This is a genomic window from Flagellimonas rhodophyticola (assembly GCF_049332665.1).
In the GTDB taxonomy this organism is placed as follows: Bacteria; Bacteroidota; Bacteroidia; order Flavobacteriales; family Flavobacteriaceae; genus Flagellimonas.
In genome coordinates this window covers 3051985-3075563 of the sequence record NZ_CP186326.1, presented here as the reverse complement: position 1 = coordinate 3075563, position 23579 = coordinate 3051985, and the positions used below count along the sequence as shown (strand labels likewise).

The 23579-nt window shown below is 40.1% G+C and carries 17 protein-coding genes; 3 read left to right on the top strand and 14 right to left on the bottom strand.

The features are described from left to right. Positions 1 to 46: 46 nt before the first annotated feature. The gene (locus ACOKFG_RS13805) at positions 47 to 1846 is read left to right on the top strand and encodes a glycoside hydrolase family 15 protein (protein WP_299485829.1); all 1800 of its coding nucleotides are present in this window, start codon (positions 47 to 49) and stop codon (positions 1844 to 1846) included. Here the strand turns inward: ACOKFG_RS13805 and ACOKFG_RS13800 are convergent. From ACOKFG_RS13800 to ACOKFG_RS13775, 6 genes are all read right to left on the bottom strand, one after another. Further along, entirely contained in the window at positions 1839 to 3284 is a 1446-nt protein-coding gene (locus ACOKFG_RS13800; protein ID WP_422861469.1) for a pyridoxal phosphate-dependent decarboxylase family protein, read from the bottom strand. The genes ACOKFG_RS13805 and ACOKFG_RS13800 overlap by 8 nt on opposite strands. A gap of 133 nt (positions 3285 to 3417) precedes the next feature. Continuing rightward, positions 3418 to 5229, bottom strand: coding sequence for an acyl-CoA dehydrogenase family protein (locus ACOKFG_RS13795; RefSeq protein ID WP_299485825.1), 1812 nt, complete (start codon positions 5227 to 5229; stop codon positions 3418 to 3420). 24 nt (positions 5230 to 5253) lie between these two features. After that, positions 5254 to 6444 (bottom strand): acetyl-CoA C-acyltransferase, encoded by a 1191-nt coding sequence (locus ACOKFG_RS13790; protein WP_298790538.1) that lies wholly within the window; start codon positions 6442 to 6444, stop codon positions 5254 to 5256. A 1-nt stretch (position 6445) separates the two neighbouring features. Beyond that, positions 6446 to 8851 carry a 3-hydroxyacyl-CoA dehydrogenase/enoyl-CoA hydratase family protein gene (locus tag ACOKFG_RS13785; protein ID WP_422861468.1) on the bottom strand — a complete coding sequence of 802 codons (2406 nt, stop codon included), beginning with the start codon at positions 8849 to 8851 and terminating at the stop codon, positions 6446 to 6448. Positions 8852 to 8864: 13 nt separating this feature from the next. Then, positions 8865 to 9311 carry a MarR family winged helix-turn-helix transcriptional regulator gene (locus ACOKFG_RS13780; RefSeq protein ID WP_298790534.1) on the bottom strand — a complete coding sequence of 149 codons (447 nt, stop codon included), beginning with the start codon at positions 9309 to 9311 and terminating at the stop codon, positions 8865 to 8867. Between the two features lie 138 nt (positions 9312 to 9449). Continuing rightward, complete coding sequence (locus tag ACOKFG_RS13775; protein WP_299174111.1) at positions 9450 to 11222, bottom strand: AMP-dependent synthetase/ligase; 1773 nt, start codon at positions 11220 to 11222, stop codon at positions 9450 to 9452. Positions 11223 to 11423: 201 nt separating this feature from the next. On the opposite strand from ACOKFG_RS13775, the gene ACOKFG_RS13770 reads away from it, so the two are divergent. Beyond that, positions 11424 to 12665, top strand: a complete 1242-nt coding sequence (locus tag ACOKFG_RS13770; protein WP_422861467.1) for a cytochrome-c peroxidase — start codon at positions 11424 to 11426, stop codon at positions 12663 to 12665. Between the two features lie 23 nt (positions 12666 to 12688). Here ACOKFG_RS13770 and ACOKFG_RS13765 read toward each other — a convergent pair whose 3' ends face one another. The 7 genes from ACOKFG_RS13765 to ACOKFG_RS13735 all read right to left on the bottom strand — a co-directional run bounded on the left by ACOKFG_RS13765 (position 12689) and on the right by ACOKFG_RS13735 (position 20489). Beyond that, entirely contained in the window at positions 12689 to 13045 is a 357-nt protein-coding gene (locus ACOKFG_RS13765) for a DUF4406 domain-containing protein (RefSeq protein ID WP_422861466.1), read from the bottom strand. Positions 13046 to 13116: 71 nt separating this feature from the next. Further along, positions 13117 to 13689 (bottom strand): Crp/Fnr family transcriptional regulator, encoded by a 573-nt coding sequence (locus ACOKFG_RS13760; protein ID WP_299174106.1) that lies wholly within the window; start codon positions 13687 to 13689, stop codon positions 13117 to 13119. A gap of 3 nt (positions 13690 to 13692) precedes the next feature. Continuing rightward, positions 13693 to 14157, bottom strand: a complete 465-nt coding sequence (locus tag ACOKFG_RS13755; RefSeq protein ID WP_299174105.1) for a GNAT family N-acetyltransferase — start codon at positions 14155 to 14157, stop codon at positions 13693 to 13695. Between the two features lie 2 nt (positions 14158 to 14159). After that, positions 14160 to 14816, bottom strand: coding sequence for a DUF664 domain-containing protein (locus ACOKFG_RS13750; protein WP_299174104.1), 657 nt, complete (start codon positions 14814 to 14816; stop codon positions 14160 to 14162). 30 nt (positions 14817 to 14846) lie between these two features. Then, the gene (gene purL / locus ACOKFG_RS13745) at positions 14847 to 18515 is read right to left on the bottom strand and encodes a phosphoribosylformylglycinamidine synthase (protein ID WP_422861465.1); all 3669 of its coding nucleotides are present in this window, start codon (positions 18513 to 18515) and stop codon (positions 14847 to 14849) included. Between the two features lie 215 nt (positions 18516 to 18730). Further along, positions 18731 to 19492 (bottom strand): SDR family oxidoreductase, encoded by a 762-nt coding sequence (locus ACOKFG_RS13740; RefSeq protein ID WP_299485814.1) that lies wholly within the window; start codon positions 19490 to 19492, stop codon positions 18731 to 18733. 88 nt (positions 19493 to 19580) lie between these two features. After that, positions 19581 to 20489: an AraC family transcriptional regulator gene (locus tag ACOKFG_RS13735; protein WP_299485812.1), complete on the bottom strand. Its 909-nt coding sequence runs from the start codon at positions 20487 to 20489 to the stop codon at positions 19581 to 19583. 164 nt (positions 20490 to 20653) lie between these two features. Between ACOKFG_RS13735 and ACOKFG_RS13730 the strand changes: the two genes are divergently transcribed. After that, a complete protein-coding gene (locus ACOKFG_RS13730) occupies positions 20654 to 22258 on the top strand; it encodes an amidohydrolase (protein ID WP_299485810.1) in 1605 nt (534 codons plus the stop codon). A 4-nt stretch (positions 22259 to 22262) separates the two neighbouring features. Here the strand turns inward: ACOKFG_RS13730 and ACOKFG_RS13725 are convergent, their stop codons facing one another. Beyond that, positions 22263 to 23477 (bottom strand): methyltransferase domain-containing protein, encoded by a 1215-nt coding sequence (locus tag ACOKFG_RS13725; RefSeq protein WP_298790512.1) that lies wholly within the window; start codon positions 23475 to 23477, stop codon positions 22263 to 22265. Between the last annotated feature and the right edge of the window lie 102 nt (positions 23478 to 23579).

The window sequence follows — 23579 nt, the reverse complement described above, 5'->3', positions numbered from 1 at the left end:
AGAAGGTAAAAACCTACAATAACCAACAGAAATTCAAATCCTTACTATGGATAACCTAAATTACGGAATAATTGGAAACTGCCGAAGTGCTGCATTAATTTCAGATACTGGTTCCTTGGAATGGTGCTGTTTGCCACAATTCGATTCAACCTCCGTCTTTGCCAAGATTTTGGATGATAAAAATGGGGGCAGTTTTGAAATCCTTACAAAATACAACTACGAGATACATCAGCAGTATTATAGAAATACCGCCATTCTGGTGACAAGATATTCAGATGGCGAAAATACTTTTGAAGTTCATGATTTTATGCCAAGGTATCATAAGCTCACCGGGAAATATAATGCTCCACCAGAGATTGTCAGGTATGTGAAGCATATTTCGGGGGCCCCTAAATTTAGCGTTCGGTATGATCCTAAACTTGAGTATGCCCAGGGGCAGACCACTCATCATATCAAAAAGAATTTTGTTGTTAGTTTAACGAACAAACAAAAGTTTGACACTCTGTTCATGTATACCTCTTTTAATAAAAGACAGGTTTTGGAAGGGGAGGAAATAACTATAAAAGAGGACGGGTATTTTTCAGTTTGTTACAATGAAAAAATCTTTAGACCGACTACGGAAAAAATATCCCTGGAGCTCGAGCGTACGAAAATCTATTGGCTTGATTGGGTGGATAGAACACCTACTTATAAGCAGTTTAATGCTGAGATAATGCGTAGCGCTATTACGCTTAAGTTGCTCACTTATGATAAAACGGGTGCAGTGTTGGCCGCTGCAACCACATCTTTACCTGAAACCATTGGTGAGGTCCGCAATTGGGACTACAGGTTTTGCTGGATTAGGGATGCCTCCATGGTAATAAAGGTAATGTCTGAATTGGGACATAAAAATTCCGCCAGAAGATATTTGCAGTTCATTATTGATTTGATGCCGGATAAAGATGAGAAACTGCAGATAATGTATGGTATTAACCGTGAAAAAACGCTTACGGAAAAGACCTTGGAACATTTAGATGGATATAGAGGTTCAAAACCTGTCAGAATAGGAAATGCGGCCTACAAACAAAAACAAAATGATATTTATGGTATTTTGATGGATGTTATCTACGAACAACTGGTGCGTTTTGAAAATGATATTGAGAATGGAGAAGATCTTTGGAGTATCACCAAGGGAATTGTTTGGATTGTGAACAAGCATTGGAGAGAACCGGATAAAGGAATATGGGAATTCCGAGGTGAGGATAGGCATTTTACCTTTTCCAAGGTGTTGTGCTGGGTTGCTATAGACAGAGCGATTAAAGTGGCAAAAATCTTCGGAAAAGAACGTAAACTTGAACAATGGACCACCCTTGAACAAGAGATAAAACACGATATCCATGAGCACGCTTGGAATCCTGATGTGAATGCTTTTGTGCAATCCTATGGGTCAACTCATTTAGATGCTTCTGTTTTACTTATGGAGTCTTACGGGTTTATTCATGCCAAAGACCCCAAGTTTGTAAGCACGGTTAGGGCGATTGAAGAGGATTTGAACAATGATGGATTACTATACAGATACAAAAATGAAGATGATTTTGGGCTTCCTTCGTCCTCTTTCACCATATGTACTTTCTGGTTCATTAATAGCCTGTTCAAAATTGGTGAAGAGGATAAAGCTTTAGCTTATTTTGAGCGTTTGTTGGGGTATAGTAACCATTTGGGGCTGTTCAGTGAAGACATTGACTTTAAGAGCAAGCGTTTATTGGGTAACTTCCCTCAGGCGTATTCACATTTGGCATTAATTGAGTGTGCGATTAATTTCTCCCGAAAGAAAAGCGAGGAAAAAATTCTCGAATCAATTAGTTGATTTGATTTGACAGGAGTCTTTCAGCAGCAACGTTGACTTTTTCCAGGAGACTTTTTAAGTGTTCAATTGTTGTGAAAGGGTTCATCAACGTGGTTCTTAGATAATGAATGCCATTCAATTTGGTCTGAACCAAATAGAATTCCCCATCTTCCAATAGCTGTTGTCGGATGGTCTGATTTAAAACATTTGATTCGGTCAAGGATAGACCTGGCATTACGTACCTGAAGCACAAAATATTGGACATGGGTTCCACAGCAAGTTCAAAATCATCATTCTTTTTAAGGGTGCTGGCGAATTCCTTAGCTAAATCATATTGACGAGTGACATAGACATCAAAGGCCTTTTCGCCATATAGTTTAAGGAGGATAAACCAGTGCATGCACATCATATTTTTAGTGCATTCAAAAGTTCTACGCCCACTGTTGTACCATTCATCCTCTTCAGTTTCATTCAGCAAATAGTCGGCTTTTTGACTAAAGGTGTGATTGGAATGTGTTTTGTTTTTAAACAACAAAGCTGTTGTGATTGTAGGCATCATTAGCATCTTATGCCCATCAATTACCATGGAATCTGATTTTTCGGCCCCTTTGAGTAAATACGTATATTTTTTTGAAAAAATAGCCGCTCCGCCATGGGCACCATCCACATGAAACCAAAGGTTATAGCGTTCTGCGAATTTTTGTATTGCCTCCAAATTGTCATAAGCTCCAGTGGCAGTTGACGGTGCGCTACCAACAATGGCAAAAACTTGTATGCCTTTAGCTGTACTTTTTTGATAGTACTCTTCCAGTTTTTCGATATCCATTGCGAAGTCGGCAGTGGTAGGAACTTTAATGATGCCCTTTTCACCCAACCCCATGATTTTGGCCGCTCTATCCACGCAATAATGTGCTTCTTCACAGACCATTATTCCAAGCGGATTGGTATATCCTTCATTCCAGACATCCTGCTTAACCTTTGCTTTTCGAGCTGATAGCAAGGCGGTCAGATTGGCCAAGGTCCCTCCAGAAGTTAAAAAGCCTCCGGAATCTGAACCATATCCGACAGTGGAACATAGTTTTTCCGTAACAATTCGCTCAATAGCATTAGGAGACATCCCCATTTCGTAGACCGCCATTCCATTGTTCAACAAGTTGCTTAGCATACCAGTCAACAATGTGATTGGCGCAGTAACTCCAACCTGATGGCCCACATATTTTGGGTTGTGGGTATGGGTTGTCCTTTTTAAAATCTCAGAAAAGAAGTCCTCTTCATTACCATTTTTCAAAAAATCTTTCCAAAAAGCCAATTCCTTTTCAGGTTGGTTCCATGTTAGGGTTTTTTGTTTATTTCCGGATAGAGAATCCTCGAGATGTTTGGTAACTAACGCAAGCAACTGCTCACTTTTATCTTGAAAATTTTCTGAATTGTAGAGTTCTTGTAAAACGGATTCCTTCATAATACAAAGTTACTTTGTTTTTTACTCAGATTTCCAGATGAACCTTCCATTACTTAAGTTAAAAAAAAGCATAAAAAAACCGCTCTTTTACAGAGCGGTTTCCAAAATCAGCTTTGTTTAAGCATTATTTGAATTAGTCAAAGGTATACCCATTATCCGCGGCTACTGTATCCGCAATTTGTGTACGAAGTGCTACGACGTTGGGTTGATTTGTATATTTCGTAAAACGTTTTAGTCCCATAAGCATCATGCGTTGTTCATCGCCTTCAGCGAAGCTTACGATGGCTTCTTTTCCTTTTTGATTGATAATATCAACCGCTCTGTACAAATATAATTTAGACATCGCAATTTGAGCGGATTGAGAATCTTCGCCATATCTTTTAGCATTTTTCTCGGTGCGCAATATAGTAGATTCTGCCAAATAAACCTGTATCAAAATATCTGAAGCAGACATCAACAACATCTGATGTTCTTCCAAGCTTGGGCCAAATTTTTGCACGGCACTACCGGCAATCATTAAAAAGACTTTTTTCAATCTCGAAACCAGGTCCTTTTCTTCAGAGAAGAGCTCAGAAAAATCGGGAGTATCGAATGAAGGAATACCCATCAATTCTTCACCGACGGCGGTGGCAGGGCCTAAAAGGTCAACATGACCTTTCATTGCTTTTTTGACAAGCATGCCAACGGCCAACATTCTATTGATTTCATTGGTTCCTTCATAAATCCTTGAAATACGAGCATCTCTCCATGCTGATTCCATTGGAGTATCGGCACTGAAGCCCATTCCTCCAAATATTTGGATTCCCTCATCGGTGGTATGCTGCACATGTTCAGAAACTGCGACTTTAAGAATAGAGCATTCTATTGCATATTCCTCTACACCTTTGAGTTCTGCCTCTTGATGTGAGTTGCCATCGGCTTCCCGAATTGCAATCCTATCCTCAATATTTTTTGCAGCTCTGTAACAGGCAGACTCATCCGCATATGCGTTGGTTGCCATATCTGCTATTTTCGCCTTGATAGCACCAAAGTTGATGATAGGTGTCTTAAACTGAATACGCTCGTTTGCATATTTGGTGGCCTCAGAAAGCACACGTCTTTGCGCTTCTAAACAAGCCGCCGCCAGTTTGATTCGACCTACATTAAGGGCGTTCATTGCGATTTTGAATCCATTGCCTCTTTCTGATAGCATATTTTCAACGGGCACTTTGGTTTCATTGAAAAAGACCTGTCGGGTAGAGGAGGAGTGAATCCCTAATTTCTTTTCCTCATCACCTAAAGTAATCCCATTGTCAGGGTCATTTTCGACGATAAAGCCAGTTATGTTCTTATCATCTTCGATTCGTGCGAAAACGATAAAAAGATTACAGAAACCTGCATTGGAAATCCACATTTTTTGACCAGTGATGCTATAATGTTTCCCATCTTTTGATAGGACAGCTTTGGTTTTTCCTGAGTTTGCATCGGAACCAGCACCGGGTTCTGTCAAGCAGTATGCACCAAACCACTCACCTGAGGCTAATTTGGGAACATATTTTTGTTTTTGCTCTTCGGTTCCATAGAGGGTAATCGGCATGGTACCAATACCTGTATGCGCACCAAAAGCGGTACTGAAAGAACCGGTAGCTCCAGAAATGTAATCGCATACCAACATGGTCGAGACAAACCCCATTCCCATACCTCCATAAGCTTCGGGAACGGCAACACTCAAAAGTCCAAGTTCACCAGCTTTTCGCATGGTTTCTTCGGTGTATGCGTAATCTTTTTTCTCAAATCGTTCCCAATGGGCCCAAAGTTCTCTGTCAACAAATTCCTTGGTGCTCTCCCGCATCATTTTTTGTTCCTCTGAAAGGTCTTCCAGAGTAAATACGTCTTCACATTTGGTCTCTTTCACCAAGAACTGCCCACCTCGTAGGATTTCTTTATTTAGGGTCTCAGTACTCATAGCTTTATTATTTGTTTCTTTCTCTTAATTCAAAAATTCATAAATACCTGCGGCTCCTTGGCCGGTTCCAACACACATGGTTACCATACCATATTTACCCTTCATTTCTCTTTTACGCATCTCATCAAAAAGTTGCACAGATAACTTGGCACCTGTACATCCAAGAGGGTGTCCTAGTGCTATTGCACCACCGTTTACGTTGATAATATCTGGGTTCAAATCCAGTTCTCGCATTACCGCTAAAGATTGTGAAGCAAAAGCTTCATTCAATTCTATCAGTTCTACATCATTTTGCTTTAAACCAGCTTGTTTTAATGCTTTTGGAATGGCTTTTACTGGTCCAATTCCCATAATACGGGGTTCTACTCCAGCAGCAGCGTAATTAACTAGGCGTGCTATGGGTTCAAGGTTCAATTCTTTGACCATCTCTTCGCTCATAACCATTACAAAGGCTGCACCATCACTCATTTGGGATGAATTTCCTGCAGTTACACTTCCACCTGCTGCAAAAACGGGGCGGAGTTTGTTTAAGGTAGGAATATTGGTTCCTTTTCTAGGTCCTTCGTCTTTATTTACTGTATAATTCTTGGTTTCCTTTTTCCCAGCTTCGTTCACAAAGGTGTGCTCTACATCAATGGGTACAATTTGGTCTTGGAATCGATTTTCCTCCTGCGCTTTTAAAGCCTTCATGTGGGAGCTATAGGCAAATACGTCTTGATCTTCTCTTGATACATTAAACTGTTTTGCCACGGCTTCTGCGGTAAGACCCATACCCCAGTAGTAATCTTCGTTGCCTTCTTTGGCGGTTGCATAGTCCGGAGTGGGTTTATAACCTCCCATAGGGATGTAGCTCATGCTCTCAGAACCACCGGCGATAATACAATCAGCCATTCCAGATTGAATTTTTGCCGTTGCAATACCTATAGTTTCCAATCCTGACGCACAATATCGGTTAACGGTGACTCCTGGGACATCATCGATATTTAATCCCATTAAGGAAATTAATCGCGCCATGTTCAATCCCTGCTCTGCTTCTGGCATTGCATTTCCTACGATGACGTCATCGATTCTTTTCTTATCAAGACCGGGGAGTTCTTTCATCATATGTTCAATGGTCTCCGCAGCCAATTCGTCGGGTCTTTTGAATCGAAATAGGCCTCGAGGTGCTTTGCCAACTGCTGTTCTATATGCTTTTACGATGTATGCTGTTTTCATCTTAATTTCTTAAAGGTTTTCCTGTTTTCAACATGTGCTGGATACGTTCTAAAGTTTTTCTTTCGGTACATAATGAAAGAAATGCTTCGCGTTCCAAATCCAATAGATATTGTTCACTTACATAACTGGCTTCGGATAAATCCCCACCTGCCATAACGTAGGCAAGCTTATCAGCAATTTTCTTGTCATGTTCGGAAATGTAATGTCCAGCTTCCATTGAATCTGTTCCCACTAGAAACATGCCCAAAGCTTGTTTTCCAAGCACTTTTACATCGGATCGCTTAGGAGGCATGGTGTATCCTGCTTCGGCCATCAATTTTGCATATGCCTTGGCCGTAGCTATTTGTCGGTCTTTATTGACAACCACTACATCTTTTCCTTTTTGAAGAATTCCCAAATCATATGCTTCATATGCCGATGTTGACACTTTCGCCATTCCAATGGTTAAGAAATATTCTTGTAGTACGTTCAGCTCCACATCGTTTTTCCTAAAGGTATCTGATGCTCTCAAGGCCATTTCCTTAGACCCTCCGCCACCTGGAATAACTCCGACTCCAAATTCGACTAAACCGATATAAGTTTCAGCAGCTGCCACAATTTTATCAGCGTGCAGGGAAAGTTCACAACCACCGCCTAAACACATCCCATGCGGAGCAGAGATGGTTGGAATGGATGAGTAGCGCATGCGCATCATGGTATCCTGGAAATACTTGATGGCCATATTCAATTCATCATATTCTTGCTCAACGGCCATCATAAAGATCATTCCAATATTGGCCCCTACTGAGAAGTTTGCGGCTTGATTACCAACGACCAATCCTTGGAAATCTTTTTCGGCGATGTCAACAGCCTTGTTCAAACCAGCTAACACATCTCCTCCAATGGTATTCATCTTGGATTGGAACTCAACATTTAAGATTCCATCGCCCAAATCCTCAATAACAACACCACTATTTTTAAAGACCTCATTCGATTTTCTTATGTTGTCTAAAATGATAAATGCATCCTGACCTGGAACTTTTTCCATGGCTTTCTTTGGAATGTCATAGAAATAGGTGGCACCATCTTTAACAGAATAGAATGTATCGATTCCGGCTTCTTTCATTTCTGTCACCCATGAGGCAGCTTCCAAGCTTTCCGCTTTGATGAACTCTAGACCTTTTTCCAATCCAACCGCATCCCATATTTGGAAGGGCCCATGTTCCCACCCGAAACCAGCTTTCATGGCATCGTCTATTTTATAGAGCTCATCTGAAATTTCAGGAATTCGATGTGAGACATATGCGAAAAGAGCTCCGAAGCTTTTTCTATAAAACTCACCAGCCTTATCCTTACCGCCGGTTAATACTGAAAAGCGGTCAACTACTTTATCAATCGTCTTGGTCAATTCCAAAGTGGCAAACTTGGCGCTCTTTTTTGAGCGATAGTCCATAGTGTCCAAATCCAAGGTTAGGATTTCACTTTTCCCACTTTCGTCCTTAACTTTTTTGTAAAAACCCTGTCCTGATTTACTGCCCAACCATTTATTGTCTACCATGGTTTTGATGAAATCTGGTAATTGGAATAGCTCCAATCGTTCATCGTCCTTACAATTTTCATGGATTCCGTTGGCTACATGAACCAAAGTATCCAATCCGACTACATCCACTGTACGGAATGTTGCAGATTTTGGTCTGCCAATAACAGGGCCGGTAAGTTTATCCACCTCTTCAACCGTCATACCCAAATCCTTCACTGCGTGAAAAAGACTTTGAATACTGAAAATACCAATTCGATTTCCGATGAATGCAGGTGTATCTTTTGCAACAACTGAGGTTTTTCCCAAGAACTGTTCGCCATATCCATTTAAAAAGTCCAAAACTTCATTGGAAGTTTTTGGTCCAGGAATGATTTCGAAAAGTTTTAGATATCTGGCAGGATTAAAAAAGTGTGTGCCACAGAAATGTTTTTGAAAGTCGTCACTTCTTCCTTCACTCATGAAATTGATAGGTATTCCAGAAGTATTTGAAGTGATTAGCGTGCCTGGTTTCCTGTGTTTTTCCAAATTTTCGAAAACCTGCTTCTTGATATCAAGACGTTCTACCACGACCTCAATAATCCAATCTACATCGCCAACTTTTGAAATGTCATCTTCAAGATTACCTGTTACTATTCTATCTGCAAATTTCTTGTGATAGATAGGAGAGGGCTTGGATTTAAGGGCCGCTACCAAGGAGTCATTGACCAAACGGTTTCGAACTACCTTGTTTTCCAAAGTCAATCCTTTTGCTTTTTCCTTGTCATTGAGCTCCCTTGGAACTATGTCCAATAGCAAAACCTCGACACCAATATTGGCAAAATGACATGCTATGCCACTACCCATGATACCAGAACCTATTACGGCAACTTTATTGATATGCCTTTTCATTTATGAACTAGAATTAATTAGTTGTTTTTGTATAAATTTTCTTTTCAATAATCAGCTTATTGATGATTTCAGCGGTTCTAAAAAAACTTAGCAGGTCATCTTCCGTTACATTCTCCTTAACCACATCGTTGAACCTTAGTACCACATCTTTTGAATCTTTTCTTTTTTCCAATCCTAACGCAGTCAAATGAATAAGTACACCCCTTCCATCTTTTGGATTAGGTTTTCTTTGGATGTAACCTCTTTCTTCGATACTTTTTAGAATTCGAGATAGACTTGTCGCCTCCATTCCCATTTTAGGACCTAAAGCGGTACTGGGCGTTCCTTTTTTGGGATCAATACTCAAGAGTGTGAAACCAATGGCCATGGTAAGCCCATAATGCTTGGCTTCTTCGTTATACATTTTACTTACGGCTTGCCATGTGGCCCTTAATGCATAATCGATGGTCAACTCTTTCATAAATCTGGATTGGTGACCAAATATACAAAAATTTATTATGCATGCATAATAAATATAGACAATTGTAGTATTATAAAAAAGAGGGTGCAAATAAGTTTTCGCACCCTCTTAAGTTAAGTTGTTAAGTGTTGACTTCCATTAGCGACCATATATGCTATTATAAAGGTCAATGTATTTTTCCCGAATGATTTTTCTTCGGAGTTTCATGGTCGGTGTCATATGCCCATCGTCTATGCTCCAAACATCTGGTGTAAGTCTAAATTGTTTTACTTTTTCCCATTTGGCAAAATCTTCATTGGCTAAATCAATTTCTTCCTGGATACGGGCAATTACCCTTTCATTTAGAATGATATCAGAGTTTTCTCCTAAAGTGATATCATGTCTGTTTGCCCATTCGTATAGAAATTCAAAGTTGGGTTGAATCAAAGCGGCAGGCATTTTTTCACCTTCGCCCACAACCATAATCTGTTCTACGAAGCGCGATTGTTTAAATCGGTTTTCCAAAAGTTGGGGAGCCACATATTTTCCTCCTGAAGTCTTGAACATTTCCTTTTTACGATCGGTAATTTTCAAGAATCCTTCGGAATCTATTTCACCGATATCACCGGTATGGAAATATCCATCCTTTAGTACTTCTGAAGTTTTTTCAGGGTCTTTGTAATACCCCATCATTACTTGAGGGCCTTTGATACAGATTTCGCCATCTTCCGCGATTTTAACTTCGGTTCTTTCAATGGGTTTTCCAACTGTGCCAATTTTAAAACCACTATCTCGCATATCGTTGACTGAAACTACCGGGGAAGTTTCGGTTAGACCATAACCTTCCATCACGCCCATTTCGGCAGCGTTAAAAATGCGAGCCAATCGAGGTTGTAATGCGGCGCTACCAGATGCAATTAGTTTTAGATTGCCTCCTAAACCTTCTTTCCACTTGCTGAAAATCAGTTTTCTGGCCAAGGCCAATTTCTTTTCGTACCACCAGCCATTCTTTCCATAGGGTTCATATTTCAATCCTATTTCAACGGCCCAAAAGAAAAGCTTTTGTTTTATTCCGGTTAGTTCTGTGCCTTTAGCAATGATTTTGTCGTATACTTTTTCCAATAATCTGGGAACAGCTGTCATAACATGAGGAGCTGTTTCTTTAAGATTATCACTTATGGTTTCCAAAGACTCTGCATAATATATTGTTACTCCTCGGTATTGATATAGATAGATAAGCATGCGCTCGTAAACATGGCAAAGGGGTAAAAAGCTTAAAGACTTTGTTTCGCCATCCACAATGGGGAATCGTTTTGAACTCTCTATTGCATTACTTACTAAATTATCATGGGAAAGCATAACACCTTTGGGTCTTCCGGTGGTACCCGAAGTATAAATTAAGGTCGCCAAATCTTCAGGGGTTACCGCTGCTTTTAATTTTTCAACCTCGTCTTGGGTGGATTCATCGGCTCCAAGTTCCAAGACTTCCTTCCAATTTTTACAATTTCCCAATGAATCAAAGGAATATACATCCTTTAATTTCTTCAGTTTTGGAGTAACCTCGAGTACTTTCTCTAACACCTCTGTGCACGAAACAAAACAATATTTGGCTTCTGAATGATTAAGTACATATTCATAATCTGCTGATGAAATCGTGGGATAAATGGGAACATTTTGGGCTCCAATCTGTAATATTCCAATGTCCATAATATTCCATTCAGTCCGATTGGACATGGATATAACGGCCACTTTATCATTAGGCTCCACACCCAATTTTAATAGTGCTCGGCTAATGGCATTAGCCTGGTCAATATAGTCCTTTGTGGAAGTACCGACCCATTGTCCATCGTACTTGGTGACCAGCGCTTTCTCAAGCGGGAATTTTTCTAACTGATAATATGGAAAATCGAATAAGCGGGTAACTTTTTGCATAGTAAGTTTCTGTAAAGTAATTGCAAAATAGGGAAAGGAAGCGGGATTTTAAAATGGAAAATTCAACAAAGTCTAATGCAAATTGACAAAAAAACATTTTAAGAGCACAAGTTTTTAATCAAACACGCATCTAAATCTAAAACTATCCTGGCCGTGCCTATGTAGAAAACTACTTTTTGTATCAACTTAAAACCCCCCACTATGAAAAGTGTTTTCAATATTACAATTTTAGCTTTTGTGGTAATTCAGATTTCCTGTTCAAATGATTATTCAGAAGAAATGATCGATTTACCGGATGCTTCCCAAAATGATGATTTAGACAATGACCCGGATGACACGGATGACCAGGGAGACAACGTAGGGACAATTTCCGGGGAAGATCTTGATATTCTTAATTTGACTCTTGATATACCCTCAACGTACTACAATTATGATGTTCAGCTCCCCAATTTTTTCCTGGACAATGAACTGAGTGATGAGGATAACACCCCAAACAATAACCCTGTAACAGAAGCTGGGGCAACCCTTGGCAGGGTTTTATTTTATGATGTTCGCTTGTCTGCCAATAACACGGTCTCTTGTGCTTCATGCCATGTGCAGCAAAATGGATTTTCCGACCCCAATCGACTAAGTATTGGTTTCGAAGGAGGTCTTACGGGCAGGAACTCAATGGGACTTAGCAATGCCCGATTTTATGAAAATGGGCGTTTTTTTTGGGATGAGCGCGCAGCGAGTTTGGAAGAACAAGTCTTGCAACCCATTCAAGACGCTGTTGAGATGGGCCTGACCCTGGATGAACTGGAAACAAAGGTTGGTAGTGAAGCATATTATGAGGTTCTTTTTAGATTGGCCTTTGGTGATAGTGAAATCACCAGCAATCGCATTTCATTGGCGTTGGCCCAATTTGTAAGATCTATGGTTTCATATCAGTCCAGATTTGACGAAGGATTGGCCCAAGTAAATAACCCAAACAACAACTTCCCCAATTTTACAGCCTCAGAAAACAGGGGAAAACAATTGTTTATGAGCAATCAAACCAATTGTGCTCAATGCCATGATACCAATGTGCAAGTAGGGGATAGGGCAAGAAATAATGGTTTGGATGCAACTCTAACAGATTTAGGTGTGGGCGGTATTACCGGGAACAACAACCAAAATGGTGAATTCAAGGTACCGTCTTTAAGGAATATTGCACTTACTGCACCCTATATGCATGACGGTAGGTTTGAAACTCTTATGGATGTTGTTGAACACTATAATAGTGGTGTGCAAAATAGTGATGACCTCGATAATAGACTTCAAGTACAGGGCGGCACTGTTAGGAGGTTGAATCTTTCAGAAGCGGATAAACAAGCCTTGGTTGATTTTATGAATACGTTGACGGATGAGACTTTTATCACAGATGATAAATTTTCAAATCCATTTATTGATCAATTAGAGTAGGTTGGCGGAAGGTGTTCCTGAGGCTAATTTGCCTTGGGGACGTCTTCCAAATTAAAATAAATTTTCAACCCATTTTCTCGCGCAACTCGAACATCTTCATCGGCGCCTTTGGATTCTCCCTCTATTCTTAGTACCGCATCGCATTTCAATAGCATCCTATGGGCGGCAGGGTATTGTATTTCCTCCCAAACCTTATCTCCAGGCTCTTTGGCTCCTGCAAGTTTTAATAAAGGTAGTGCCAACCATTCGCCGATTATGGGCATATGCCCCATTCTAAAGAGTGGAAGTGCCATGGATTCCAAACGTTCCAGGTTTTCTTGCATTAGTTTTGGGTCATTGTTGGTTCCACTTCGATAGGGTCCTGCAATCAAGATCATCATAGTTACTTGTTTTGTATAAAGAAAAACAAAAACAAAATCAGAAAAAATAAGTAGTTTAAGCGGAAGGAATTTTACTTTTCGTTTTTGATCATACTTAAGAACTCGGGAGTGATTCCAAGATAGGATGCGATTTGCTTTTGATTGACTCTTTCGGCTATAGCAGGGTACTTTTTAATAAATAGCAGGTATTTGTCACGAGCGGTCAAGGAGAGGTTTTCAAGCCCTCTTTGCTGCTCCCTGATGTATGCATTTTGAAGAAGAATTCTAAAAAAGCGTTCAAATTTGGGTATCTCCGTCAGAAAACGGTCAAAATGGTTTTTGGTCAAAGTCAGTACTGTGGTTGGTTCAAGAGCTTCGATAGTCAGTGCACTTTTATCAACATTGGTAAAAGCATACATGTCCGTAACCCACCAGTCCTTGATTGCAAACATGATGGTGGTTTCCTTGCCTTCAGGGTTTAAAAAATATGCTCGAAGAATTCCTTCATTTACAAAGTAAATGGCATCGCAAAAACTATCTTGATGCAAGAGCACCTGACCTTTTTCCAACTTTTTTTCAATCAATGAAGAGGTGAAGACCTGCTTTTCTTCTGGGGTCAATGCAACATGCTTTGAAATATTCCGCAAAATGGTATCAAAACACATTAATCAAGAATTTGGATTAAGATGTAACTTCATTCCTTCATGTGAAGCAATAAAACCAAGCGATTGATAAAACGCCAATGCTTCAGGTCTTTTTTTATCTGTGGTCAACTGTACTACATGGGCACCTTTCAACTTAGATTGCTCGATGGCCCATTGAAATAAAATTTTGCCAATTCCTTTTCCGCGATACGCTTCATGCACACGAACGGCTTCGATTTGAGCTCTAATGCCTCCTTGGTAGGTTAGATATTGAATAAAGCTTAGTTGTAATGTTCCAATGACCCTTCCAGATTCGTCTTCAATTACCACCAATTCTTGGTTTGGGTCAGCATCTATATTTTCAAAAGCTATAATGTATTTTTCTGGTAGCGGTACTTTATAATCCTCGCGAAGCTTGCCCAATTTATCATTGGCAATCATTTGCACAATTAGGGAAACATCTTCTTTTTTAGCTTTTCGAATCTGCAAGATTACGAAGTGATTCTAGACTTTATAAATTTAAATTGTCCGTTATGGTTGGACTCGTGCTCACAAACATGAAACCATTTACAGTAATTGTTGGTAGGGCCCCAGGGAAATTCGTTGTCGACGGCCATGAGCCAATCATCATCACGCTTGGCAAATTCTGATAAGGTGAATTCTCTAACCTTGGTCATTTCTTCTAAATAATAATCCAAAGGTTTTCCTTTAATTTCTTTTCTTGCTTTTTCACCTAAACCTGATGCTACAGACCATTTATCTGAATCTTCTTTTGACCAATCACCCCAGGTTTTGCCTTCAAATGTATGAATTTGATAAAAGCGTTCGGTAGCAGCCAAATGCATTAACATGGCACCAATACTATTGGCATTATCATCTACCAAATAATCCAAGTCGGATACGCTCATATCCTGCACTGGTCTTAAGATTACAAATCGCATCCAATTCATCATGGAAACCAAAGTTCCTAGCTGTGGAGTATAGCCCTCCTTAGGTCCAAAGATGTTTAAATCGCTATCCTGGGTAAAACTTGGCAATGGTTTTAGATGTGGCGCTGCCATTAGGCCGGTTGTTCCCAGTGCTCCCATCGTTAATAAAGAAGACTTTTTAATGAAGCTTCTTCTGTTTACTCCTTGTTGATTTTCCATGATTGTTTACGGTTGATTAGAATCTGTAAATTACGAATTCTTTTCTACCCACTTTCTTGCATTAACAAAAGCTTCTAACCATGGTGAAACGGCATCATTTCTATCCGCTGGATAGTGTGCCCAGTTCCAAGGGAATGTGGAACGCTCAATATGGGGCATGGTCACCAAATGACGCCCTGTTTTGTCACAAAGCATCGCTGTATTGTAATCACTTCCATTCGGATTTGCCGGATATGCATCATAACCGTATTTGGCAACGATATCATATTCTTTCTCGGCATGCGGAAGGCTAAATTTCCCTTCACCATGTGAAATCCAAACGCCCAATGTTGACCCGGCCAAGGAGGAAAGCATTACTGAATTGTTTTCCTCTATTTTAACAGATGTGAAATTACTTTCGTGTTTTCCAGAATCATTATAGGTCATTCTACCATGAGTTTCATGGTCTGGATTTATCAAATCCAATTCCATGAATAATTGGCATCCATTGCAAATTCCAACAGAAAGCGTATCGGGCCTTGCAAAGAAATCATTAATGACCTTGTTTGCACGTTCATTGTATTTAATGGCACCTGCCCAACCTTTTGCACTTCCTAGAACATCCGAATTGGAGAAACCGCCCACGGCACCTAAAAACTGAATGTCCTCCAAAGTTTCCCTTCCGGAAATTAAGTCTGTCATATGGACATCCTTAACGTCAAACCCGGCCAGATACATAGCGTTCGCCATTTCTCGTTCTGAGTTGCTGCCTTTTTCTCTTAAGATGGCAGCTTTTGGACGCGCAACGGTCGATTCAGACCTAGGAGTTAACGTACCGTCAAAATCTGAAGGGAATTTATAGTTTAAGGCTTGGTTTTTATAGTTGTCATAACGGTCTTGCGCCAGATTGTTTGCCGTTTGCTTTTGATCCAACAAATAGGAAGTCTTAAACCAAGTATCACGAAGTGATGCTACATTCAATCCAATTTCAATTCCATGGTTTTTGATGTTGAGATTTCCTTCAGGAGTAACAGATCCGATTTTTTTGAAATCAACTCCAGCCTTAGTTAAAACTTTTTCAATGGAGTCATCTTGCGATTGGAAAACGATTCCTGCATTTTCTGAAAATAGCAATTTGATTGTATCGGCTTCATTTAACGAGCTTAAATCGAGACTGGCCCCTAGGTTATTATCCGCAAAGCACATTTCCAATAAAGTTGTTATCAGTCCGCCAGAGGCCACATCATGTCCAGCAAGAATCATATCATCCCTAATGAGTTCTTGTATACTATTAAAAACCAGTTTCAGGTATGAGGCATCTGAAACGGTTGGCGCTTCTTGGCCTATTGTGTTCAAAATCTGACCAAACGAGGAACCGCCTAGTTTAAAATCGTCCTTTGAAATATTGATGTAATAAATTGCGCCTCCATTTTTTTGAAATACTGGCTCAACAATCTTGGTGATGTCATTACAGTTTGCTGCAGCAGATATGATAACCGTTCCAGGAGAGATTACATCTCCATCCTTGTACTTTTGTTTCATGGAAAGCGAGTCCTTACCAGTAGGCACATTGATTCCCAAATCAATGGAGAAGTTGGAAACCGCTTCAACAGCTTCGTATAATCTCGCATCTTCTCCCTCATTTTTGCAAGGCCACATCCAGTTAGCGGATAAGGAAACGGAGTGCAGTCCATCCTTAAGTGGTGCCCATACAAGGTTGGTAAGTGCTTCAGCAATACTATTTTTGCTTCCAGCAGAGGGGTCTATTAATCCTGAAATAGGAGAGTGCCCAATACTGGTGGCGACACCCTCTTTTCCTTTAAAATCCAAAGCCATTACTCCACAATTGTTCAAAGGCAATTGCAGTGGACCTGCACATTGTTGTTTGGCTACATGACCTCCGACACAACGGTCTACCTTGTTGGTAAGCCAATCTTTGCAGGCTACAGCTTCCAATTGTAAGACGTGTTCCAAGTAGTCATGAAAGTGTTCTAAAGAATAGGACGCCGTATCATAATTTCTGGTCACGGTGCTATCCTCCATTATCGTTTTTGGCGAACTCCCGAACATATCGGATAGTTCCAAATCCATTGGCTTATCGCCTGTTTTTTCAGAAGCGAATGTAAATCGATGGTCACCCGTTACAGAACCCACGTCGTACATTGGAGATCTCTCCCTTGCCGCAACCCGGTCTAGAAGTTCCAGGTCTTTTTCACTAATAACCAACCCCATACGTTCTTGGGATTCGTTACCAATAAGCTCTTTTGCTGAAAGAGTTGGATCTCCAACAGGAAGTTTATCTGTGTTGATAACACCACCGGTTTCTTCCACCAATTCGGATAAACAGTTTAGATGACCTCCTGCACCATGATCATGTATAGAAACGATGGGATTATCATGACTTTCCAAAAGGCCACGAATGGCGTTGGATGCCCGTTTTTGCATTTCTGGATTGGAACGTTGAACGGCATTCAACTCAATAGCAGAGCTAAACTCCCCAGTGTCCGCGCTAGAAACTGCAGCACCTCCCATACCGATTCTATAGTTGTCGCCACCTAAGATGACAATTTTATCTCCTTTTTTCGGAGTATCTTTTAGAGCTTGGTCAGCTTTTCCATAGCCTATTCCACCAGCGAGCATGATTACCTTATCAAAACCTAATCGGCGGGCCTCTTCCTGATGTTCAAAAGTAAGTACTGAGCCAGAAATTAGAGGTTGTCCAAATTTGTTTCCGAAATCAGAAGCTCCATTGGAAGCTTTGATTAAAATATCCATTGGGGTTTGATACAGCCATTCTCGTTCCTGCATTCCATTTTCCCAAGGACGGTTTTCCTCTAGGCGAGAATAGGAAGTCATATAAACAGCTGTTCCTGCGAGGGGCAAAGAACCTTTTCCCCCAGCCAACCTATCACGGATTTCTCCACCAGAACCTGTAGCGGCGCCGTTAAAAGGTTCAACCGTAGTTGGGAAATTATGTGTTTCCGCTTTTAATGAAAGCACGGAGTCAAAATCTTTTTCTTCGTAAAAATCAGGTACGTCAGCACTTTTTGGGGCAAACTGTACTGCTTTGGGTCCTTTGATAAAAGCTACATTGTCCTTATAAGCAGAAACAATATCGTTTGGATTTTTTTCCGACGTCTTTTTAATCAATTTAAACAGCGAACTGGACTTCTCTTCCCCATCAATCACAAAAGTGCCATTGAAGATTTTATGCCTGCAATGTTCAGAATTTACTTGACTGAAACCAAAAACCTCAGAATCAGTAAGTTTTCTTCCTAATTTTTCTGACAAACTTTCTAAGTATTCAACCTCATCCGCATTAAGAGCCAGCCCCTCTTGCTGATTATAGGCAGCAATGTCTTTTATTTCTAAAATAGGTTCAGGTACAATATCGACAGTGAAAATGTCTTGGTTCAACCCCGGATACTTTTGATAAAGCATGGGGTCGTGGTCTTGATAATCCTCATTCACCGAGTGGAATTCTTCTATTCGAAGGATTCCGACAACACCCATATTCTGTGTAATTTCGGTGGCATTGGTGCTCCAGGGAGTAACCATGGCGGCGCGTGGACCAATAAAAAAGGCGTCAAGAGACGCCGAGTTTATCTTAGGTTGGTTGCCGAACAACCATGTCAATTTTTTTATGTCTTCTGGAGCAATTTCTTGTGCAGTTTGGACAGCAAACACTTTTGTTGCGACGTCCCCAAAGAAATGAATCATATCAGCTTAATTGTTGAACAGATTAAGAAAATGCAAATTTACGAGTTTAGCTTGAATTTTGGTCTATAGAAAATGAGAGTTGTTAACTTCAAAGTGTTGATAGTTTATCAATCCACCGACCCTCCTTTGTTATGCTCTCATAAATGAGGTTTTGGGTTTAATTATTGACAAAAAAAGCCCCAAAAGGGACTTTCTCAAGATAAATTATTTTAATCCTAAACAAACATTCCGCCCGAGGCTTCGATTCGTTGTCCATTTACCCATCTCGCATCATTAGTACACAGAAAGGCAACTACACTTCCAATATCATCGCTTTCTCCAACACGACCTAACGCAGTAAGGGAGGCAATCATATCTACTATTTGCGGGGCCTGTTCAAAACGTTCTTTGTTGAAATCGGTGTTTATGGCCCCAGGGGCAATTGTATTGGCCTTTATTTTTCGTTCACCCAATTCCTTTGCCAAATAGCGCGTAAAAACTTCTATTGCTCCTTTCATGACTGCATAGGCAGCATATCCCGGGAAAGAAAAACGTGCTAATCCACTGGAAATATTTATGATTCCACCACCATCGTTAAGGGTGTCCAATAAGGTTTGCGTTAAAAAAAATACACCTTTTAAATGTACATTCAACAAATCATCAAAACCATCTTCAGTTGTTTCCGCAATTGAGGCATTGTGCCCGAAACCGGCATTGTTAATCAAGTAATCAATTTTGTTGGTATTCCATTGGTCATTGAGCTCTTGTGTTAGTTGCTTTTTAAAAGTATTGAAAGTGGCTACTTTCGTAGTATCTAGGTGTAGTGCGATACATTTACCTCCTAACATTGTAATTTGGTTTACGGTATCCAAGGCTGCCGTCTCGTTGGAATTGTAGGAGATGACAACATTCAATCCCTTTTTTACAATACTAAGCGCCATGTCTTTACCCAATCCACGACTGCCGCCAGTTATTAATGCAATTTTTGTAGTATTCATGTGTTTTCGATTTTAATTTATGAACACTGCAAAATTCACTGCTAGTACACTGATTAACTTGTTAGTATCAATGAATTAGTTGCAAAAATCAAACAATTACTGCTTTTCTGAATGTAAGAGGAGACAGAGAGGTGTGTTTCTTGAAGAAATTTGAAAAATGGGCAGTTTCTTCAAAGCCAAGAGAATGTCCAATTTCAGAAATGTTCCATTGGGTATGTCGGACAAGAATTTTTGATTCTTGAACAATTCTTTCAGCAATGAGTGTGGAAGTACTTTTTTGCAGGGAATCTTTCAAAGCCCGGTTTAAATGGTTGATATGAACACCCAATTGTTGTGCAAAATCTGCTGGTGACCGTAATTGCATTTGCTGATTTGGACTTTCTATGGGAAATTGCCTTTCCAATAGTTCCGAAAATAAAGAGGAGATTCGTTCGCTGGCATTAGAATGTAGATTGGAAGCTAGGTTGGCCGGTTGCAATTTCATCGCAGCATGAATCAATTCAAAAACCAAATTTCTAAGAATATCATATTTGTAGGCATAATCAGAACCAATTTCAAGGAACATGCGTTTGTAAACTGGCGCAAAGGAATCAACTTGGTCATCAGTCAACCGAAAAACAGGACGTCCTCCTGGTTGAAAAACCGGGTAACTTTGCAAATTTCCAAATTGGTGAAAGAAGGCTTCAGTAAACACACAGAAATAACCAGTCAATTGCTCTTCGATTTGCTCCCAATTATAGGGTATTTGGGGATTGGAAAATACTAAGACATGTTTGTCCACATTTACAATTTTGTCCGCATAATGAACTTTACTTTTCCCGGTAACTAAACTAATTTTAAAATAGTCCCTCCGATTAAACGGCATTGGTTTTGCCTTAGGGCCAGCAAATTCATCCAACTTGAATACATTGAAATGCCCTATTCCCGATTTCAAACTTTCGGGGACTTGATTTCCGGATTCTGAATAAAAATTTTCTAGAGTCTTTTTCTTTTGCATGCAATAAATTTATGAAAATCAAATAATACCTTTCTGGAGGCACTTGTATCTTTTGAAAGAATGACTATTCGTTTTTATATCAGATTAAGCAATCGAACCTTGTAGATTCCTTTCCAATATTTAGTATTTTAGAAGGATTGTTAGCTAATTCAAAATCCAACCCAATGAAAAGAAATTATTCCATTCGAACTGGTTTACTTGTTGCATTACTTTTTTCAATGTGTATACCATTGGTCAACGCCCAGAAGAAATATTCCAAATCTAAAATCGCCAAATTGAAGGCTGAGGTTGCAGCCCTTGTGGAAGCGGATAAAAAACAAGCCCAGGTCATGGTGGATAAGATATTCAGTTTTGCTGAATTAGGTTTCCAGGAAGTGGAAAGTTCTAAATATCTAACCGGTATTCTTAATGACAATGGATTTACTATTGAACATTCGATTTCAGGAATTCCTACAGCTTGGTTCGCGACTTGGAACAATGGTGAAGGTCCTGTAATTGCCATTGGGAGTGATGTAGATTGTATACCAAAAGCATCGCAGTATCCTGGAGTTGCTTATCATAAACCAATGGTAGATGGCGCACCTGGTCATGGTGAAGGACATAATTCAGGCATTCCTCTGAACATTTCTGCAGTCCTTGCAGTGAAAAAAATTATGGAGCGTGAACAAATTGGAGGTACACTTGTTGTTTGGCCAGGGATTGCTGAGGAGTTGGTTGCGGCAAAGGCCTGGTATGTCCGAGATGGTCTTTTTGATAAAATTGATATGTGCATTTTCACACATGTGAGTAATAATTTGAGCGTAAGCTACGGACCTGCGCGTGGCACTGGGCTTATTTCCGTTGAATATTCGTTTGAAGGTGAAGCTGCCCATTCTGCTGGTTCTCCGTGGCGGGGTAGAAGTGCTCTGGATGCTGCTGAGCTTATGAATATTGGTTGGAACTATAAGAGAGAACATTTACACCCCTTACGTCGTTCCCATTCTATCTTTACGGATGCAGGTGACCAACCCAATGTGGTGCCTTCAAAGGCCTCTATTTGGTTTTACTTCAGGGATATTAAGTACGATGGCATTATGGAAATGTATGCTACTGCCAATGATATGGCGAAAGGAGCAGCGCTGATGACTGGTACAACCATGAAATCCAAAGTTTTAGGGGCTGCATGGCCAAGACATTTTAATAAAGTAATTGCTGAAACCATGTATGCGAACATCAAAAAAGTAGGACTTCCCAAATGGTCGGAAGCAGACCAAACACTGGCTAAAGCAGTGCAAACCGAAGTAAACTCTAAAAAAACAGAAGGATTGGCGGTTAAGTTGGATACCATTGGTTTACCTGTGGTGGATCCCATAAGCGGGGGATCTGACGATATTGGTGATATTTCTTGGAAAGTTCCCACTGTCACCATGCGGTTTCCATCAAATATTCCAGGTCTTCAAGGCCACCATTGGAGTAATGCCATTGCTATGGCTACACCAATTGCTCATAAAGGAGTGGTGGCTGGTGCCAAAGCGGAGGCGATGACGCTTATTGACTTTTTACTCAGACCTGAATTGCTGAAACAAGCTTGGGATTATTTCAATAATGAGCAGACGAAGGAAACCAAGTTTGAGCCCATGATTTCTGAAGACGACATGCCACCTATTTATCTGAACAAAGACAAACAAGACCAGTTTAGAACAGCACTTGAAAAATTTTACTATGATGAAACCAAATACGATTCGTATTTGGAGCAGTTAGGTGTGGAATATCCGACCTTAAAGAAGTAGATGGCTATTTATTTCTTTTTAAAAGTGCCATGTAAAACCCGTCATAGCCGCTTTTAGAAGCGTAAATGTTTTGATCCTGAACAAACTCAAAGTCTTTTCCATTTTCGGATGCTAAAAAGGAGTGAACTTGATCGGAATTTTCTTGGGGCAGTATAGAACAAGTGGCATAAACCATTTGACCACCTTTTTTAACCATTCTGCTATAGTTTTGAAGAATATCTTGTTGTACGCCCATAATTCGGTCCACAAATTCAGGTTCTAATTTCCATTTAGAATCTGGGTTTCTTCGTATAACTCCTAAACCAGAGCATGGGGCATCCAGCAAAAGTCGGTCAGCACTATTGTGCAATTTTTTGATCACTTTAGTTGAATCGATTACACGAGTTTCGACATTATGGACTCCGTTTCTTCTTGTTCGCTTCTTTAACTTCTTTAGTTTACTTTCATAGATGTCCAAAGCTATGAGCTGTCCTTTATTGTTCATTTGGGATGCTAAATGCAAGGTTTTTCCCCCTGCACCGGCGCAGGCATCTACAACGCGTTGGCCTGGTTTTACTTCCAAAAATGGCGCTACCAATTGTGATGAAGCATCTTGTACCTCAAAAAAACCATTTTTAAAAGCCTCAGTTGTGAAAACATTTTTACGTTCCTTCAACTTTAAAGCATCAGGATGGTCTTCAACTTCAATAGTCTCAATTTCGTTCTTGGCAAGTAAAGCTTGAAGTTGATTTTTTTGGATTTTTAAAGTATTGACCCTCAGAATTACTTCGGCTTGCTTATTCAATGCAGCAATTTCCTTGGTCCAAAGTTTATCTCCCAAAGATTTTTCTCCTAGTTGGTCGAGCCAATCGGGAATAGATTCCCTGAATTTTCTGATTTTTGATAGTTCATCAAACTTTCCTTTGATACGGCGCTCCGGAGTTTCCTCCAATTGCTTCCAATCTGGTAATCGGATACCTCTAAGTACACACCAAACGGCAAACATGCGAAACAAATGTTGTCGTGAATACGGTTCGTTAACCTCGGCTATTTCGGCATACAAGCGTTTCCAACGCACAATATCATAGGTGGTTTCCGCGATAAAACCTCTATCACGAGCTCCCCAGCGTTTATCGTACCGAAGTACTTTTTCAATGACTTTATCCGCATATTCTTTTTCATTGAAAATAAGATGTAGTGCATCAATAACCGCAAAAACCAGATTTCTATGTAAACGCATTCGAAAAAATTAAGGATTGCAAAGGTATGGTTTCTAATACGATCTGTCTGATACAAAAGAATGGAGTTTTATCTGAAAATTAACCTTTTAGGTTTCCAGAAT